This window comes from Pantoea sp. PvP021 (assembly GCF_054056055.1).
The window spans coordinates 128,102-144,550 of the sequence record NZ_JBSRXX010000007.1; the positions used below are offsets into that span (position 1 = coordinate 128,102).

Sequence of the window (16,449 nt, forward strand, 5' to 3'; positions counted from 1 at the left end):
ACGTTGCTAAATAGTCAGCAACGACCCTCTCGGCAACGGCGGATGAATTGACTATTCTGCTATTTCTTCGCTTGCTAACGGTTAACTATTTTAATAAGCCTCCGACCGGCTGCGAGTCGTCTCCACACTGCCTGAGGTTCACGCTGACATGACCACCTCCTCCACCAGCCTGCCGCCGATGCACGCTTCATCGGCGGCCCGTAACAGCTTAGCCGCTCGGGTTGATGCGCTGCCCTCCTCCGCCGGATTGTGGCGCTTTATAACGCTGCTGGCGCTGGGCGGCTTTTTTGAGCTTTATGACCTGTTTGAAACCGGCTATATCAGTACCGGCCTGCTGTCGGCGGGCGTATTTCACACGGGTGCGGCAGGCGTGCTGGGCTTCTCCGATCAGGCGGCCTTCGCCTCGGCCACTTTTCTCGGTCTGTTTTTCGGTGCCAGCCTGCTGGCGCCCTACGCTGACCGCTTTGGTCGCCGTCTCACCTTTATGTGTGCGCTGCTGTGGTACGGGCTGTTTTCGCTGCTGATGGCGTTCCAGCAGAGCGCGGAGATGATTATTCTGTTCCGCTTTCTGGTGGGGATCGGGCTGGGCGTCGAGCTGGTGACCATCGACACCTATCTGTCGGAATGGGTGCCGACCCATCTGCGCAGCCGCGCCTTTGCCTTCTCCTTTTTCGTGCAGTTTTTATCGGTGCCGGCCGTGGCGCTGATGTCGTGGTGGCTGATTCCGCAAACGCTGTTCAGCCTTGAAGGCTGGCGCTGGGTGGTCATTGCGGGCGCGGTCTGCTCGCTGGTGATCTGGCTGGTGCGCAGGAACCTGCCGGAGTCGGCGCGCTGGCTGGCGCAGCAGGGTCGTCATCAGGAGGCGCATCAGGTGTTGTCCACGATGGAGCAACGCTGCGGCATCCCGGCAGGACCCGCTTTTTCAGCCGACGACGCCGCGGCGCAGCTGCCAAAACGGGGGCGCTTCAGCGAGATCTGGTCACCCTCTTACCGCAAGCGCACCCTGATGCTGGTGGTGATGAATTTTTTCCAGGCGATCGGCTTTTTCGGCTTTGGTAACTGGCTGCCTGCGCTGCTGTCAGGCCGCGGTGCCACGGTGACGCACAGTTTGCTTTATGCCTTCTTCATCACGCTGGCCTATCCGCTGGGATCGCTGATCTGTAGCCGCTACGCCGATAAGCTGGAAAATAAGTGGCAGATTGTCCTTTCGTCGCTGATGACGGTGGTGTTCGGCACGTTGTTCGCCTTCCAGACGCAGCCGGTATTGCTGATTCTCTGCGGCTTCCTGATCACCTGGTCCAACGCCTGGCTGACCTTCAGCTTCCACGCCTATCAGACCGAGATTTTCCCGACCCATATTCGTGCGCGGGCGGTCGGCTTCTGCTACTCCTTCAGCCGTCTCTCTACGGTATTCAGCAGTATTTTGATTGGGGTGATCCTGCAGTATGCCGGTACGCCAGGCGTGATTACCTTTATCGTGCTGAGCATGGTGATGGTGATGCTGTCGGTAGGGATTTATGGGCCGAAAACGCGCGGTATCGATCTGGAGAATATCTAAAAGAAAAGGCCGTCATCCTGATGATGACGGCCTTTTTTACTGCCGATTATTTGCCTTCCAGTACCCGGATATCTGCACTGCCCAGCCGATCTTTCTCATCTTTACGCAGCTCAGCGACCTGTTTCGCGCTGACCGGCTCCGACGCCTTGTTGCCCCAGCTGTTACGCACGAAGTTGACCACGTCCGCCACCTGCTGATCGTCAAGACGCCAGCCAAATGCTGGCATGGTAATCGTCGACGGCGCGCCATTAACGCCAGGCAACTGTCCGCCCACCAGCACGATATGAATCAGTGAGGTCGGATCGTCCGCCAGTACTACCGGATTACCGCGCAGCGCCGGATAGAAACGTTTATAGCCGCTGCCATCGGTTTTATGGCACGCCGCACAGCTGTCGACGTAGGTGGCTGCCCCCGTCGCACTGTCGTCACCTTTCCACAATGCTTTGGCGGTGGCGTCATCGACGCTGAAGGCTGCCTGATGCGGATCTTTCGCGCCCAGCGACTTCAGATAGCGCGCAATCGCCGTGATATCGGACGCGCTCAGGTGCTGCAGGCTGTGTTCCACCACGTCGGTCATGCCACCAAAAGCTGCGGTCTGATCGTTGCGGCCATAACGCAGGAACTGACGCAGGTCCTCTTCGCTCCAGCGACCCAGTCCATCACGGTTGTCGCCACGCAGATTGCTGGCGGTCCAGCCATCAATCGGTGCGCTGCTGCCCGCCAGATAGTCGCTGCCCTCATTGTTGGTCAGCGCCTTCTCCTGCATCGTGATGCTGCGCGGCGTGTGACAGGCCCCGCAGTGACCCAGTCCTTCTACCAGATAGCGACCACGTGCCAGCACCGGATCTTCCTGGGCTGCAGGCTGGAACGCTTTCACGTCGGGCGCAAAAATTCCGCGCCAGATCGCCAGCGGCCAGCGCATCGACAGCGGCCAGGGAATGTCGCTCTCCCGGTTTGGCTGCCCGACCGGCGCGACGCCATGCATGAAGTAGGCGTAAAGCGCCTTCATGTCTTCATCGCTGACCACTGCATAAGAGGGATATGGCATCGCCGGATAGAGCGTATCGCCATTTTTCGCCACGCCCTGACGCACCGCTTTCTGGAAGTCGTCGTAGCTGTATTCGCCAATGCCAGTCGCGGGATCGGGCGTAATGTTGGTGGAGTAGATGGTGCCAATCGGTGTTGCCATCGGCAGCCCACCGGCAAAGGCCGCGCCGCCTTTGCTGGTGTGGCAGGCCACACAGTCACCGGCTCGCGCCAGATACTCACCCCGTTTAACCAGATCGTCCTGGCTGCTCTCCGCCAGGGCGGCGAACGTCAGGGAGCCAAGAATCAGAGCCAGAATGCCATTTTTCATCGCCATGTCCTTATGCCTGCACCAGTGGGCCTGGGTTTTTCAGGTAGTGTTCGCGAATCGCTTTAGCTGACCAGTAGGTCAGCGCCGCCACCATGCCGGTCGGGTTGTAGCCCAGTCCCTGCGGGAAAGCCGATGCGCCCGGTACAAACACATTCGGCACATCCCAGCTTTGCAGATAACGGTTAACCGCACTGGTTTTTGGATCGTCGCCCATGATCGCCCCGCCACTGATGTGGGTAGTCTGATAAACCGTGGAGTCGAAATGGGTGCCAGGCTTTTTCGCGCCGCCGATGATCATCTTCGGATTCATCGCTTCCGCGATATTGCGCATCTTGCCGACCATGAACTGCGCCATTTTGATGTCGTTCTCCTGCCAGTCAAAGGTCATGCGCAGCAGCGGCTGTCCATAGGCATCTTTGTAGTTGGGATCGAGATCAAGGTAGTTGGCGCGATAAGACTGGTGGGCGCCGTGCGCATCCATCGACAGATGATGGGTGTAGGTATCCGCCACCGCCGCTTTCCATTTGCTGCCCCAGTTGGGCGTACCCGCCGGCACCGGCAGGCCGGAGATCGGTTTGGTGCCCGCCTGGTTAACCCAGAATGGCGAACCACCAACAAAGCCCAGCGGCCCATGGTCGAAGTTATCCGCGTTGAAATCATCAACCGCAACGCCTGCGCCACCCGCACCGATAAACGGATTAGTGGTGGTGTTCTTATCAAACAGCGCCTTCAGCGTAGAGAGGTTCTGATAGGCGAAGTTGCGGCCTACGGTCCCTTCGTTGGTAATCGGGTTGTAGGGTTTGCCGATGCCCGACAGCAGCATCAGGTGAACATTGTGGAACTGGAAGGCGGAGAGGATCACCAGGTCAGCGGGCTGAACCTGCTCGCGGCCCTGCCCATCCACATAGGTCACGCCGGTCGCACGCGTTTTGTCATCGCTGAGATTGACCCGCAGCACATAAGAGTTATTGCGCAGCTCAAACTTCGGCTCCTGACGCAGCGCAGGCAGGATATTGACGTTAGGCGACGCCTTGGAATACATGTAGCAGGCGTAGCCGCTGCAATAACCGCAGAAGTTGCACGGCCCCATCTGTGCGCCGTAGGTGTTGGTATACGGACCCGAGGTATTGGCGGACGGCAGATCGTAAGGGTGATAGCCGACCGACTCTGCCGCCTGAGCAAACAGCTGCGCCGAGTAAGTGCGCTTCTGCGCGGGCAGCGGGAAGTTATCTGAGCGATCGGGTGCAAACGGGTTGCCGCCTGTATCTTTGCCGACCACTTTGCCTTTGATACTCCAGGCGCTGCCTGAGGTGCCAAAAACTTTTTCCGCTTTGTCGAAGAACGGCTCCAGCTCATCGTAGCTGACGCCAAAATCCTGAATCGTCATGCCTTCCGGAATGAAGTTCTTGCCGTAGCGCTCTTCGTAATGGCTGCGCATCCGCAACTCAACCGGATCGACACGGAAATGGACGCCGGACCAGTGAAGACCCGCGCCACCGGTACCGGTGCCGGGCAGAAATGCCGCCAGCTGACGATAGGGCACTGCGGTCTGCGACGCATCATGACGAATGGTCACGGTGCTTTTGGAGAGATCCTGGAAAAGCTTTTTGCGGACGTTATAGGTCAGCTCATCAATGGACTGCGGATAGGAGCCATCAGGATAGGTATCACGATGCGGTCCGCGCTCCAGCGCCAGCACGTTCAGGCCCGCTTCGGTCAGCTCTTTCGCCATAATGGCACCCGCCCAGCCGAAGCCGACAATCACCGCATCCACTTTTTTCATTTCGTTTGCCATGCTTAGCTTCTCTCCCCGCGAATCGACACTGACGGGAACGGATAACGTTCGCCGCGCTCTACCCAGTCCATAAAGTCGGCGCGTGCGCCAGGGAAGTTAATCAGCTTCCAGCCGACCATGCCCTGATTCCCGCCGTGTATAGGATCGCTGAAGAAGCCTTCGCGGGTATTCTGCAACAGGAAGCTAAAGAAGACTTTTGCTGGCAGCTGGCTGAATTCAGCACTGCCATTTTCCATCGCCTGCAGTAAGGCATCCTGCTGCTCGCCACTGAGCTGGGCGAACACCTTGCCGTGCTGCTTTTTGCTGTAATTATCGGCATCGGCCAGACCGAGGCGGTAGATCTGCTGTGGCACCAGCGGCAGCTGATAGCCCAGCTCTTTCGGCAGGTCGGGGTTAAACGGCCCCTGCATATACCAGTTCGACCCCGTGGCATACGGCGTATTCATCTGACGATCGATAAACTCAGGCACGCCCGCTTCCAGCGCACCAGGCCCGCGTTCATCGCTGGGGATAAGCCGTGCCACGGCGGCGGTAATAAAAGCAAACTCTTCGGCGGTGAACCAGTTCGGCTGGTAGTCGCGCGCCTGCTGTGGCGTGGCCGGGGTTTCAGCCGCCTGTGTGGCCAGCGGCAGGGAGAGTGCACCCATCGCTGTGGAACCTACCGCCATTGCAGGCGCCAGGGTGATTGTCTTCAGCAAAAAATCCCTGCGTGAATGACCCTTTTTTTGTTCTGACATGACATTGCCTCATTCCCGCGCTGACCGGCGGTATGAAAAAAATAGGTGGTTGCGTTGTAATGGTTTTTATCAGCAGATACAGGCCAGGAGCCTGTTTGTTACCGGTAACAAACAACCTATTGTAACACTGCCATTCACAAAGATTTAGTTCCAGGAAACAAAACCGCACAATTTCATTAACATCTATCCCCCTCCTGTCATTAGCAGAAACAACAGACTACAGACAGCGACCCGTCAAAAACGTTATAACAGGCAACACACAACAGCGGAGTGCCTATGTTTAAGTCTTTTTTTCCGCGGCCAGCGCTGTTTTTCAGCTCTGCGGCTGTCTGGAGCTTAGTAGCGATTTTTGCCTGGTTCGGCTTTGCCAGCGATTTACCTGCTCATTTTTGGCCTGCTTTTCAGGCTGCGATAAAGCAGCCTTTGCCCACGACAGTGATGCGCTTCATTGCACCAGGTGAGTTATGGTTTTATGCCTATTACTGGATAATGGTTGCCCTGTTCGCACTTGCCTGGCGAGTGATTGATAACCACCCCTGGCAGCGTTGGTCAGTGTGGGGCTCTGCGCTAATTATTTTTGTTACCTGGTTTGGGGTTCAGGTCGGCGTAGCAATTAACGCCTGGTATCAACCCTTTTACGACTTGATACAAAAGGCAATAACAAAAGCCGGTTCTGTATCAATTAGCCAGCTCTATTCTGAAATTGTGGGCGTAGCAGGCATTGTTATGGTTGCTGTGACTATTGGCGTAATAAATGCCTTTTTTATTAGCCACTGGGTATTCCGCTGGCGTACCGCGATGAATAATTATTATATGCACCACTGGCAGCGATTACGTCATATTGAAGGCGCAGCGCAGCGTGTGCAGGAAGATACGATGCGCTTTGCTCTCACACTGGAGGGATGGGGAGTCAGTTTCATACAGGCTATCATGACGCTCATCGCTTTTTTGCCAGTACTGGTTCAGCTGTCACACCATGTAAAAAGCGTACCGATTCTTGGCGCCATACCTTATGCATTGGTCATTGCCGCCGTTGTCTGGTCTGTACTGGGAACAGGACTGTTAGCAGTAGTCGGATTAAAATTACCAGGCCTGGAGTTTCGTAACCAGCGAGTAGAAGCAGCTTATCGTAAAGAACTGGTTTACGGCGAAGACAATGCTGACCGCGCTACACCGCCGACGGTAAGAGTGCTTTTTGACAACGTCAGACTGAATTACTTTCGTCTCTATTTTCATTATCTGTACTTCAATATCGCCAGAATGTTCTATTTACAGATAGATAATCTCTTTGGCCTGGTCATGTTGTTCCCATCAATCGCCGCAGGAACGATAACACTGGGTCTGCTCAATCAAATTAGCAACGTGTTCGATCAGGTTCGCGGTTCTTTCCAGTATCTGATCACCTCGTGGTCAACGCTGGTTGAACTGATGTCGATTTACAAGCGTCTGCGCAGCTTTGAGCAGATTCTGGATGATGTTCCGCACGATGAGATGATGCGCGAAGCGTCGGAAGAGGTGTAACTACTTAAGGATGGCGGCACGGGTCGATTGCCACCCCACTCTCCTCAGCCACGGATCATCCCGCAAAGAACCTGCAGGACTCCTGTAACAGCAGAGATGTGCTGCTCCTGGCCCGCGAAAGCGGGCTTTTTTAATGCTTAAATCAGCCGTCATGCGTGTTCTCTGGCTTGAATTTATAAGCTGTAGCTTATAATCTGTACCCTGTATGACGGAATATATACAAGGAAGTATGTCATGTGGACCGTACTCCTGAGCCCGCGCTTTGAAAGCTGGCTAAGTGAGCAGGAAGAAGCCCTGCAGGAAAAAATGTTAGCGGATCTGGGAAAGTTAAAAGTATACGGCCCTGATTTGCCTCGCCCTTATGCTGATACTCTCAAGGGCTCGCAGTACAGGAATATGAAAGAACTCCGCGTACAGTTTTCAGGAAAGCCAATTCGGGCATTTTATGCATTTGACCCTGTCCGCCAGGCTATTGTGTTATGTGCCGGAGATAAGAGTCATGACAAACGTTTTTATATCCGAATGATACGCATCGCTGACGATGAATTTTCAGCCTGGCTGGCTGAACAGGAGAAAGGGAAATAATTAATGAGAACCCTGGATGATGTTATCGCCGACTTCTCCCCTGAGAGTCAGGCGCGAATCAAAAAAATGTCTGATGAAATGATTCTGGAAGTCGGGCTTCAGATGATTCGCGAAGAGCTTCAGTTATCACAAAAGACGCTCGCCGAGGCCATGGGCGTGCGTCAGCCTGCCGTTGCTCAGATTGAGCAACGCGGAAATGAGATTAAGGTTGCCACGCTGAAACGCTATGTCGAAGCAATGGGCGGAAAACTCAGTCTTGATGTGGAACTTCCGACCGGAAAAAGAGTGGCCTTTCGCATCTGAACCCTCAAAACGGCGAAAGCGATTCTGTTTAAATAAAAAAGCCACTCGTCAGAGTGGCTTTCTCGTTTACAAAGACCGGATGTAAAACAGCTTCAACACAGCAGTGTCAGGGACGTCACGCCTTACAGTGCAATACGCATCACGCTGTCAGGATTTTTTGGCGGCGCCTTACGCGAGCCAGGCTGCTTCACGCTGACATAAAGCACCTTGCCGTCTGCCGAGAGTGCCAGACTGTTAGGCAGCGCCGGGGTTTTCACCGTGCGCTTCACCTTATAGCTGCTGGCGTCGATGATGCTGACTTCACCCGCTTTGCGATGGGTGACATAAAGCTCATCGCGATCACCATTAAACAGCACCGCCAGCGATTCCGGCACATCAATCCGCTGAATCACCTGCTGATTACGCAGATCAACCACCAGCACCTGCGCCTGCTTTGAATCTGTCAGGAAGGCGCGCTGACCGCGCGTATCCAGCGCGATGTTCAGGAAGAAGTGCTCTTTATCTCCGTCAATCTTCTGCTTTTTCTCAATGGCATTGGTGCGCGCATTGATCGTCACCAGTTCACCATCACCGTTGGTGACGTAGACCTTTTGCGCGTCTGAATCTACCGCCAGGCCGGTGCCCATTTTACCGGTATTCGGGATGGTACTGACAAGCTTCAGCGTGCTGCCATCCACCACCCAGACCACGCTTTGCGGTCCCAGGCCGGTGATATAAACCCGGTTAGTTTTAGCATTAACCGCCACCTGACGCGGCTGCAATGGGCGCACTGTCTCACTGCGCTTACGGCTATCCAGCACCAGCGTGTTGAGCACTTTGCCGCTGCTGGCGTCAATGGCCGTAACCGAGCCGTTTACGGTGTTGCCGATGTAGAGCACGTTGGTTTGCGGGTTGATCGCCGCGCCGAAAGATTTCAGCTCCGTATTGATCGACTGCTGTACCGCCAGCGTCGCCGGGTCGAGACGGAAAACTGTGCCGCCGTCACCGCTGCTGTTCTGCGCTGTCGCCACGAACAGCGCGTTATCTTTCGGGCTGACTGCCAGTTCATAGACGCCTTTACCCACAGCCTGATTGAGATCTTCAGCCTGCACCGCCAGCCATCCTGAGGCAGAGAACAGGGCCGTAGCCAGTAACAGCGGACGCAGGGTCCGGCACGTATTGGTAATCGCTTTCATAACTTCTCCATAGTTAATCCACTGCAGACGCAGTGAAAAGAAAGCCCGACATTGCAACCAGAAACAGCTGACCAGCAGTCAGATGCAGAATTGTTTTTGAGAATAATAATTATTTCGGGGGGAAAGGGACAGGATTATTAGCGGATAAACGCCGCCAGGACGCCCAAAGGCGTCCTGTCAGCACAAGAGGGTAAAACTTAACTTATTTCAGCAGCTCAGCGGTCATGTGAACGCCGTTGTTAGTGTAAGCTTCAGTGATTTTATATGAAGCACCAGCTTCCTGAGCCTGCGCAGCGATTTTCGCTTCAGCACCATCCAGCGTAGAGTCGATGGCGGTCACAGATTGTGCGAAGCTGGCAAATGGCAGAACAGAAAGCGCGATAACAGCTGCAAAAGTTTTGATAGATTTCATGGTCAATTCCTCGGTTAATTTTTATCAGGTAAGGCGTGCTGCCTTGTTGATAGATATATTAGTCCGGAAGTTGATCAGTAAAAAGCGGAGGGTTTTGCTTAACTCGTTCAGTAAAATTGATGATAAAAAGCATATTTCGCACAGTTATCACTCAAAAGGTTAATAATCTACCCCCATAAAAAAAGGCAGCATATATTGCTGCCCTTGAGGATTTAACCGTGATGTCGTACCCGGGTGAAGATGGTCAGCGCGGCCAGCAGCATCAGCACTCCGCTGGCAACGAACACACCGCCTGCGCCGCGCAGGTCAAACATCCAGCCGCCCGCCGCCGCGCCGACAGTAATCGCCAGCTGGATGGTGGCAACCAGTAAACCGCCGCCTGACTCCGCATCATCCGGCACCGCGCGCGAAATCCAGGTTGACCAGCCGGTTGGCATCGAACCAAACGCCATACCCCAGATCGCCACGCCTGCACCTACCATCCAGCTGACATCGCCAAAGCTCACCAGCAGCAGCGCGGTGACACTCATCAACAGCGCCATGCCACTCAGGGTCAGTGATACGCTGCGGGTGACCAGGAAACCGGCCAGCGAGGTGCCAAAGAAGTTCGCCACACCAAAGGCCAGCAGCACCAGCGACAGCTGATTGAGGTTGAGCTGCGCAACGCTTTCCAGAAATGGACGCAGATAGGTGAAGAAGGCGAAGTGACCGGTAAACATCATGATTACCGCCAGCATTCCCCAGCGCATCACACCAATTCGCAGCAGCGCCAGCACCCCGCCGTTGCGGGCTTTGTTCTCTGCTGGCATGGCGGGCAGGGTAAAGAACTGCCACAGCAGCGCCACCGCACCCAGTCCGGCAGTCAGCATAAAGATGTTGCGCCAGCCCACCAGTCCGCCGAGATAGCTGCCCAGTGGCGTAGCGATAATCGTCGCCAGCGAGATACCGCTGAAGACGATAGAGAGCGCACGCGGCACCTGATCGGTGGGAACCAGGCGCATGGTGATGGCGGTTGAGAGTGTCCAGAAGCCGCCAATGGCCATACCCAGCAGCACCCGCGCCAGCAGGATCACCGTCAGGTCAGCCGCAAACGCCACCATCAGTGCCGACGCGATCAGCAACAACGAAAATACCAGCATGACGATGCGGCGGTCGATGCGCCGCGTGACGCTGCCGGTGACCAGACTGGTAAACAGCGCCACCAGCGCGGTGATGGTGACGGTCTGTCCCGCCTGGCCTTCGGATACGCCCAGGCTGTGAGCCATCGGCGTCAGCAGACTCACGGGTAAAAATTCGGCGGTGATGAGGCTGAACACCCCAAATGCCATAGCAAATACCGCGCCCCACGCGGGACGGGTCGGCGAGGAAACCTCATCAGCCACTTCGGTTGTCAGACTCATGCTGCTTCTCCGGAAGATAAAAAAAGTGAGTGTGAGCATAGAGCGACGCGTCAGGACGATCTATGATGCTTACACCTTCATTTTTGATAATTCGTCTGGAATCACATGAGCCACTATGGAGATCTGACCAGCGAGCTGCTGATGGGGATGCGCCTCTATGGCGTGAACTATCAGCGTATCGCAGTGAGCGCGCCGTTCGGGCTGCGTTATGAGCACGCGCCGGGCCGGGCGCAGTTCCACTTTGTCGGACGCGGCTCACTGATGGTGCGCAGCGCCTCCGGCGAGGTGTTTCAGCTCAACAGCGGCGATGCGCTGCTGGTGCCGCACGGCAAACCCCACAGCCTGATCTCCAGTGAGGAGGCGAGCTGCCAGTGTATTAAGAACATGGCGAGCAAGCCGCTCTGCGACAGCGTCTGCGCCATTGCAGCCCCGGAAGATGCCTGTGATGACGAGCACAGTGTGCTGCTGTTCAGCGCCTGCATGGCGTTTGAGCTCGGCGGCATGCAGCCGCTGATCAACACCATGCCCGATGTGATGCTGGTGAGTACTCTGCTGTCGCAATACCCGGAGATTCAGCCGATTCTGGCGGCGATGGAACGGGAGTCTCGCACCCGCCAGGCGGGATTCGCCGGGATTCTGTCGCGTCTGGCAGATGTGGTTGCCGCGCTGATTGTGCGCGGCTGGGTAGAGAACGGCTGCGGCGAGCGCAGTGGGCTGGTGCAGGCGATGCGCGATCCACGTCTGAGTCAGGCGATTGCTGCGATGCATCGGGAGCCAGGCGAAAACTGGACGGTGGCGCGGCTGGCCAGCGTGGCAGGCTGTTCGCGCTCAGTGTTTGCCGGACGGTTTCTCAATGCCACCGGCATGACGCCGCTGCGCTATCTGACGGAGTTGCGGATGCGGCTGGCGGTGCAGCGGATTGTGAACAACGGTGAAGCGGTGGAAGCCGTGGCTTATCATCTCGGCTACGGCTCGATTGCGGCATTCAGTCGCGCCTTTAAACGGATTGTCGGTCAGTCACCAGGCGCACTGCGTGCCGGACGCGACGGCACGCAGGCGCTGGCCTCTTAACCGGGCCGCTTAATCTCTTCTCTTAACGAAAGACGCTGATCGCTTCGACCAGACGGTTAGCCTGATGAGTCATGCGGCCTGAAGCCTCGGCGCTTTCTATCACGCGGTCGGCGTTCTGGTGGGTAATATCATCAAGATCTTCCACCGCTGAACTGACTTCGCTGAGCGCGGTCGCCTGTTCGGCCGTGGCGGCGCTGATCTGGGCGATCAGTGCGGTGACATTCTGCACCTGCGACACGATATCCTGCATCGTGCGGCCTGCCGCGCTGGCGTGCTCATTGCCCGAGTTGACCCGGCTGGCGCTGGTTTCAACCAGCATTTTGATTTCGCTCGCGGCTTTGGCGCTGCGCTGCGCCAGGCTGCGCACTTCTCCGGCAACCACCGCAAAGCCTTTGCCCTGCTCACCGGCCCGCGCCGCTTCCACGGCGGCGTTCAGTGCCAGGATATTGGTCTGGAACGCAATCCCGTCAATGACGCTGGTAATATTGGCAATCCGCTTTGAACTGTCAGCAATTTCGCCCATCATGCCCATCATTTCGGTCATCACCTCACCGCCTTTGCTGGCAGCGTGGCTGGTGCCGGCTGAGAGGGTATTCGCCTCATGTGCAGTTTCAGTGTTGCTCTTCACCGTGGCGGTCATTTCGTTCATGGTGGCCGCAGTCTGCTGCACGTTGGCAGCCGCCTGTTCGGTACGGCGGCTGAGTTCGTTATTGCTGCGGGCGATGGCGTCGCTGGCGCTCAGCACGTTGATCGCCTGGCCGCTGACATCATCCACCAGCCAGCGGAACATCAATCCGAGCTGACCGATGGCGCGCAGCGTCACACCCACCTCATCAACGCGGTCCATCTGCTCCACTTTATGGCTGGCACCGGTTGCCACGCTCAGCGCCTGTTTGCACATCCGCTCAATAGGGCGTGAAATCTGCTGCTCCAGCCACAGGCTGCAGAGCAGAAGCAGCGCAACCATTCCCGCGGTAAAGCCTGCCAGTGCCGTGGGCGTCATGCCCAGCGCCCAGACCCCTGCCACCGAGAGGGGCAGTAACGTCAGCAGCGTTGTGCGGATCCGCCAGCGAAGGGGCAGCGTCTTCAGGATTGAGGCGGGACGACGCCAGCCGCTGCGAACCAGCAGGCCTTTGTGAAAACGTCGCCCTCTGGCGCGGCCTTCACGAAAATCCTGATAGAGCACCTCAGTCTGACGCACTTCCTCTGCCGTGGGTTTGGTGCGCACCGACATGTAGCCCTGCACTTTACCGTCGCGGACTACCGGAATGGCGTTGGCCCGCACCCAGTAGTGATCGCCATTTTTACGGCGATTCTTGACCAGTGCCGTCCAGGGCTCACCCTGTTTCAGCGTCGCCCACATGTCGGCAAACGCTTCTGATGGCATATCGGGATGACGCACCATGTTATGCGGCTGGCCGTTGATCTCGTCGGCGGTGAAGCCGCTCGCCTCGATAAACGCGTCGTTAGCGTAGGTGATGTGGCTGTTAAGATCGGTGGTCGACATCAGTGTCGCATTATCGTCGAACAGATATTCACGCTGAGAGACAGGCTGGTTGTTACGCATCAAAAGTCCTTGGAGACCCGACGTCCTGCACGCGACGGTCTGAGTGTCGGCATGAAAACTGTGGGCTGAGAGATAACGATTACCTTTTTTTATGTTTTCGGCATGCTTCTGCCTACTCTTTAGCGTTTAAGTTAAATTAGTGGCAATAATAAAGCCGCTTTGTAGCGGCTTTCACATTTTTGGTTGATTATCCATCCGTTAGCCGGACTGGAGAATTCCGGCAGCGGGTCAGCTGAGGTCGACATTACGGGTGCCAAACCACCAGGTGAGCAGGAATCCGCCGATCCAGGCCACCATCAGCCCGGCCAGATAGACCGCCATGCCAGCGAAGATCCCCTGGCTGGAGGTCATCAGTGGCAGCGTGACCAGGCCGGAGGGTCCGAATACCGTGTTCATCCCGACCGGCAAACCCAGCCACGCCACCAGCCCGATAAAGAACCCGCCCAGCGCACCACCGCCGCAGGCGGTGATAAAAGGCTTGAGGCGCGGCAAAGTGACGCCGTAGATCAGCGGTTCACCGACGCCAAGCAGCCCCGGCACGATAGCGCCTTTGATCTGCGCCCGCAGCAGCGCCCCTTTTTCTGCTTTGCACCACAATGCCAGTGATGCGCCGACCTGGCCTGCTCCCGCCATCGCCAGAATCGGGAAGAGCGAGTTAAACCCCTGGGTTTCCATCAGCGCAAAGTAGACCGGAATAAAGCCCTGATGGATGCCGAACATCACCGCGATCAGGAACAGCCCGGCCAGCAGCGCACAGCCAAAGGGATTGTTATTGAGATGGATAAACAGCCACGACATCCCTTTAAACAGTTCGCCGCCCAGCGGCATGATCAACAGATAGGTGATGGCGCCGGTGATCAACAGCGTAAACAGCGAGGTGAGGATCATATCGAGATTGTCGGGAATGATTTTGCGCAGCTGTTTTTCAATCCACGCCCCGATAATCGCCGCCATCAGCACGCCAATAATGTTGCCGCGCGGGTCGATCGCCAGGCCAAAGAAGTTTTCCATGCCGCTGTAGTAGCCGGTGGTGGCCGTGGGCACATAGCCGAGCACAAACAGCGAGGCGATGATTGCGCCATTGACGCCGCTGCCGCCAAACGCTTTTTGCGCGTTGTAGCCAATGAGGATGCTGAGAAAGGTGAACAGCCCTTTACCGAAGACTTTCATGTACGCCACGGTATGCAGCAGCCAGGGCGCGTGGTCACCGGGTGCGTTGAGGTGGAGACTCTGTTCAATCAGCGTGGCAAATCCCAGCAGCAGCCCCGCGCCGATAAAGCCCGGAATCAGCGGAGTGAAGATGGTGGCGAAGCGCGACAGGAACTGATGCACGCCGCTGGTCTGTTTCGCCTTTAGCTGCTGCTTCTGCTGCTGCGCCAGCACGCGAAGTTCCGCTGTTTCGCCCTGCGGTACCAGCGCGGTATCACCCTGAGCCAGCAGGTTCTGCATCCCCTCGGCGGCGGTTTGCGCCTTGCCAGGCCCCAGCACAATCTGCAACTGTGCCTCGCTGTCGATAACGCCTAAGACACCCGGCAGGCTTTTTAACCGTGCCAGATCACTCTCTCCCGGCTGATTGAGCGTCAGGCGGAGCCGCGTCATGCAGTGACCACAGGCCGCGATATTTTGCGCGCCACCGACCGCCTGCAGGATGTCGCGCAACAGTGCCTCGGTGATTCTGGCCATTAGCGTGCTCCCGCTGCCTGTAAAGCCTGACGGATAAAGCCCTGATGCTGACTGAGCAGCGCTTTCGCCTCATCGGCAGCCAGGTCAGCCAGCACCATCAGGATGGCGGTTTTGCAGTGTCCGCCACAGGCGGTGAGCGCGGCGCTGGCCGTCGCCTCATCACAGTCAGTGGCCTGCATGACGATGTTAACCTGACGCTGCACCAGTTTCTGATTGGTGGCTTCCACATCGACCATCAGGTTGCCGTACACTTTTCCGCTGCGGATCATCGACCCGGTAGTGAGCATGTTGAGCACCAGTTTTTGTGCCGTGCCCGCTTTCATACGGGAAGACCCGGTGATCACTTCGGGGCCGACCACCGGCGTGAGCGCAATCGCGGCAACCTGCGACATGGCGCTGCCTGGATTACAGGTGAGCGATACAGTGGTTGCGCCAAGTTCGTTCGCGTAAGCCAGCGCGCCCAGTACGTAGGGTGTGCGACCGCTGGCGGCGATGCCAACCAGCACATCGTGGCGGCTGAAGTGGATATCTTTCAGATCCTGCGCGCCCTGCTCCCGGTTGTCTTCCGCGTTTTCTACCGCCTGGAGTATGGCGGTATGGCCTCCTGCAATCAGGCCGATAACCTGCTCGCGGGGTGTGCCAAAGGTAGGTGGGCATTCGCTGGCATCCAGTATGCCAAGTCGACCGGAGGTGCCTGCGCCGCAATAGATCAGTCGTCCACCGGCCTGGAAGGCGGCGCAGATGGCGTCAACGGCGGCGGCAATCTGCGGCATGATGGCCTCTACCGCCAGCGCCACCTTTTTATCTTCATCATTGATGACGCGAAGCATCGCTTCGGTGGAGAGTTCGTCAATATTCTGGCTGGCCGGGTTGCGGCCTTCGGTGATCATCTGGCTGAGGTCGAGTTTCATGGCGGGCTCCGCAAAGGAATAAATTATTCAAATTACTAACTATCATAACGAATGATTAATTCATTGGGTGAGATCTTTTTTCGATGGATGTGGGGTGAGTCATGTTGCGGGGGATCAGGTTGGGTGAGTGATGAGTATAAGCATTACGACCTGGGTTCGGTGCATGTGAGTGCAATCGCTGGGAGACCGGTGCCGGTCAGAAAAGGTTCACCTGATCGTAAAGACGCATTCGTCATCCATGACGCTCGGCCCACGCCGTCCCTGGCGTGGGACGCTTTACTCTTCAGGTGAACCTTTTCTTCCTTCAAGCTTTTTTATTGCTGTTTGAATGATGGAACGCGGCCTCAGGCACACTGACGCTAAGCCCACGCCGT

At 56.7% G+C, this 16,449-nt stretch carries 14 protein-coding genes; 5 read left to right on the forward strand and 9 right to left on the reverse strand.

What is annotated here, in order from left to right:
* Positions 1-148 precede the first annotated feature (148 nt).
* Positions 149-1,558, forward strand: coding sequence for an MFS transporter (locus ACVKSX_RS17715; protein ID WP_191921571.1), 1,410 nt, complete (start codon positions 149-151; stop codon positions 1,556-1,558).
* A 46-nt stretch (positions 1,559-1,604) separates the two neighbouring features.
* Here the strand turns inward: ACVKSX_RS17715 and ACVKSX_RS17720 are convergent, their stop codons facing one another.
* Genes ACVKSX_RS17720 through ACVKSX_RS17730 form a run of 3 tightly spaced genes read right to left on the reverse strand, consistent with a single transcriptional unit; the run spans position 1,605 to position 5,447 of the window.
* Positions 1,605-2,915: a c-type cytochrome gene (locus ACVKSX_RS17720; protein ID WP_208002544.1), complete on the reverse strand. Its 1,311-nt coding sequence runs from the start codon at positions 2,913-2,915 to the stop codon at positions 1,605-1,607.
* A gap of 10 nt (positions 2,916-2,925) precedes the next feature.
* Entirely contained in the window at positions 2,926-4,710 is a 1,785-nt protein-coding gene (locus ACVKSX_RS17725) for a GMC family oxidoreductase (protein WP_154209810.1), read from the reverse strand.
* A 2-nt stretch (positions 4,711-4,712) separates the two neighbouring features.
* Positions 4,713-5,447: a gluconate 2-dehydrogenase subunit 3 family protein gene (locus tag ACVKSX_RS17730; protein ID WP_010672043.1), complete on the reverse strand. Its 735-nt coding sequence runs from the start codon at positions 5,445-5,447 to the stop codon at positions 4,713-4,715.
* Positions 5,448-5,723: 276 nt separating this feature from the next.
* On the opposite strand from ACVKSX_RS17730, the gene sbmA reads away from it, so the two are divergent.
* The 3 genes from sbmA (at position 5,724) to ACVKSX_RS17745 (ending at position 7,856) form a co-directional block, all read left to right on the forward strand.
* Positions 5,724-6,968: a peptide antibiotic transporter SbmA gene (gene sbmA / locus ACVKSX_RS17735; RefSeq protein ID WP_010252115.1), complete on the forward strand. Its 1,245-nt coding sequence runs from the start codon at positions 5,724-5,726 to the stop codon at positions 6,966-6,968.
* 234 nt (positions 6,969-7,202) lie between these two features.
* Positions 7,203-7,553 carry a type II toxin-antitoxin system RelE/ParE family toxin gene (locus tag ACVKSX_RS17740; RefSeq protein ID WP_010252117.1) on the forward strand — a complete coding sequence of 117 codons (351 nt, stop codon included), beginning with the start codon at positions 7,203-7,205 and terminating at the stop codon, positions 7,551-7,553.
* Positions 7,554-7,556: 3 nt separating this feature from the next.
* On the forward strand, positions 7,557-7,856 hold the full coding sequence (locus tag ACVKSX_RS17745) for a helix-turn-helix domain-containing protein (protein WP_010252120.1): 300 nt from the start codon (positions 7,557-7,559) through the stop codon (positions 7,854-7,856).
* A gap of 122 nt (positions 7,857-7,978) precedes the next feature.
* On the opposite strand, the gene yncE is transcribed toward ACVKSX_RS17745, so the two are convergent.
* The 3 genes from yncE to ACVKSX_RS17760 form a co-directional block, all read right to left on the reverse strand.
* On the reverse strand, positions 7,979-9,031 hold the full coding sequence (yncE, locus tag ACVKSX_RS17750) for a 7-bladed beta-propeller protein YncE (RefSeq protein ID WP_010252121.1): 1,053 nt from the start codon (positions 9,029-9,031) through the stop codon (positions 7,979-7,981).
* 202 nt (positions 9,032-9,233) lie between these two features.
* A complete protein-coding gene (locus ACVKSX_RS17755) occupies positions 9,234-9,443 on the reverse strand; it encodes a YdgH/BhsA/McbA family protein (RefSeq protein WP_009092571.1) in 210 nt (69 codons plus the stop codon).
* Positions 9,444-9,655: 212 nt separating this feature from the next.
* A complete protein-coding gene (locus tag ACVKSX_RS17760) occupies positions 9,656-10,843 on the reverse strand; it encodes an MFS transporter (RefSeq protein WP_010252123.1) in 1,188 nt (395 codons plus the stop codon).
* A 105-nt stretch (positions 10,844-10,948) separates the two neighbouring features.
* Between ACVKSX_RS17760 and ACVKSX_RS17765 the strand changes: the two genes are divergently transcribed.
* On the forward strand, positions 10,949-11,914 hold the full coding sequence (locus ACVKSX_RS17765) for an AraC family transcriptional regulator (RefSeq protein WP_064704971.1): 966 nt from the start codon (positions 10,949-10,951) through the stop codon (positions 11,912-11,914).
* Between the two features lie 22 nt (positions 11,915-11,936).
* On the opposite strand, the gene ACVKSX_RS17770 is transcribed toward ACVKSX_RS17765, so the two are convergent.
* The 3 genes from ACVKSX_RS17770 to murQ form a co-directional block, all read right to left on the reverse strand.
* On the reverse strand, positions 11,937-13,481 hold the full coding sequence (locus ACVKSX_RS17770; protein ID WP_354439276.1) for a methyl-accepting chemotaxis protein: 1,545 nt from the start codon (positions 13,479-13,481) through the stop codon (positions 11,937-11,939).
* 228 nt (positions 13,482-13,709) lie between these two features.
* Complete coding sequence (gene murP / locus ACVKSX_RS17775) at positions 13,710-15,164, reverse strand: PTS N-acetylmuramic acid transporter subunit IIBC (RefSeq protein ID WP_354439278.1); 1,455 nt, start codon at positions 15,162-15,164, stop codon at positions 13,710-13,712.
* Positions 15,164-16,075: an N-acetylmuramic acid 6-phosphate etherase gene (gene murQ, locus ACVKSX_RS17780; RefSeq protein WP_089414662.1), complete on the reverse strand. Its 912-nt coding sequence runs from the start codon at positions 16,073-16,075 to the stop codon at positions 15,164-15,166. Before murQ ends, murP begins: the two co-directional genes overlap by 1 nt.
* Between the last annotated feature and the right edge of the window lie 374 nt (positions 16,076-16,449).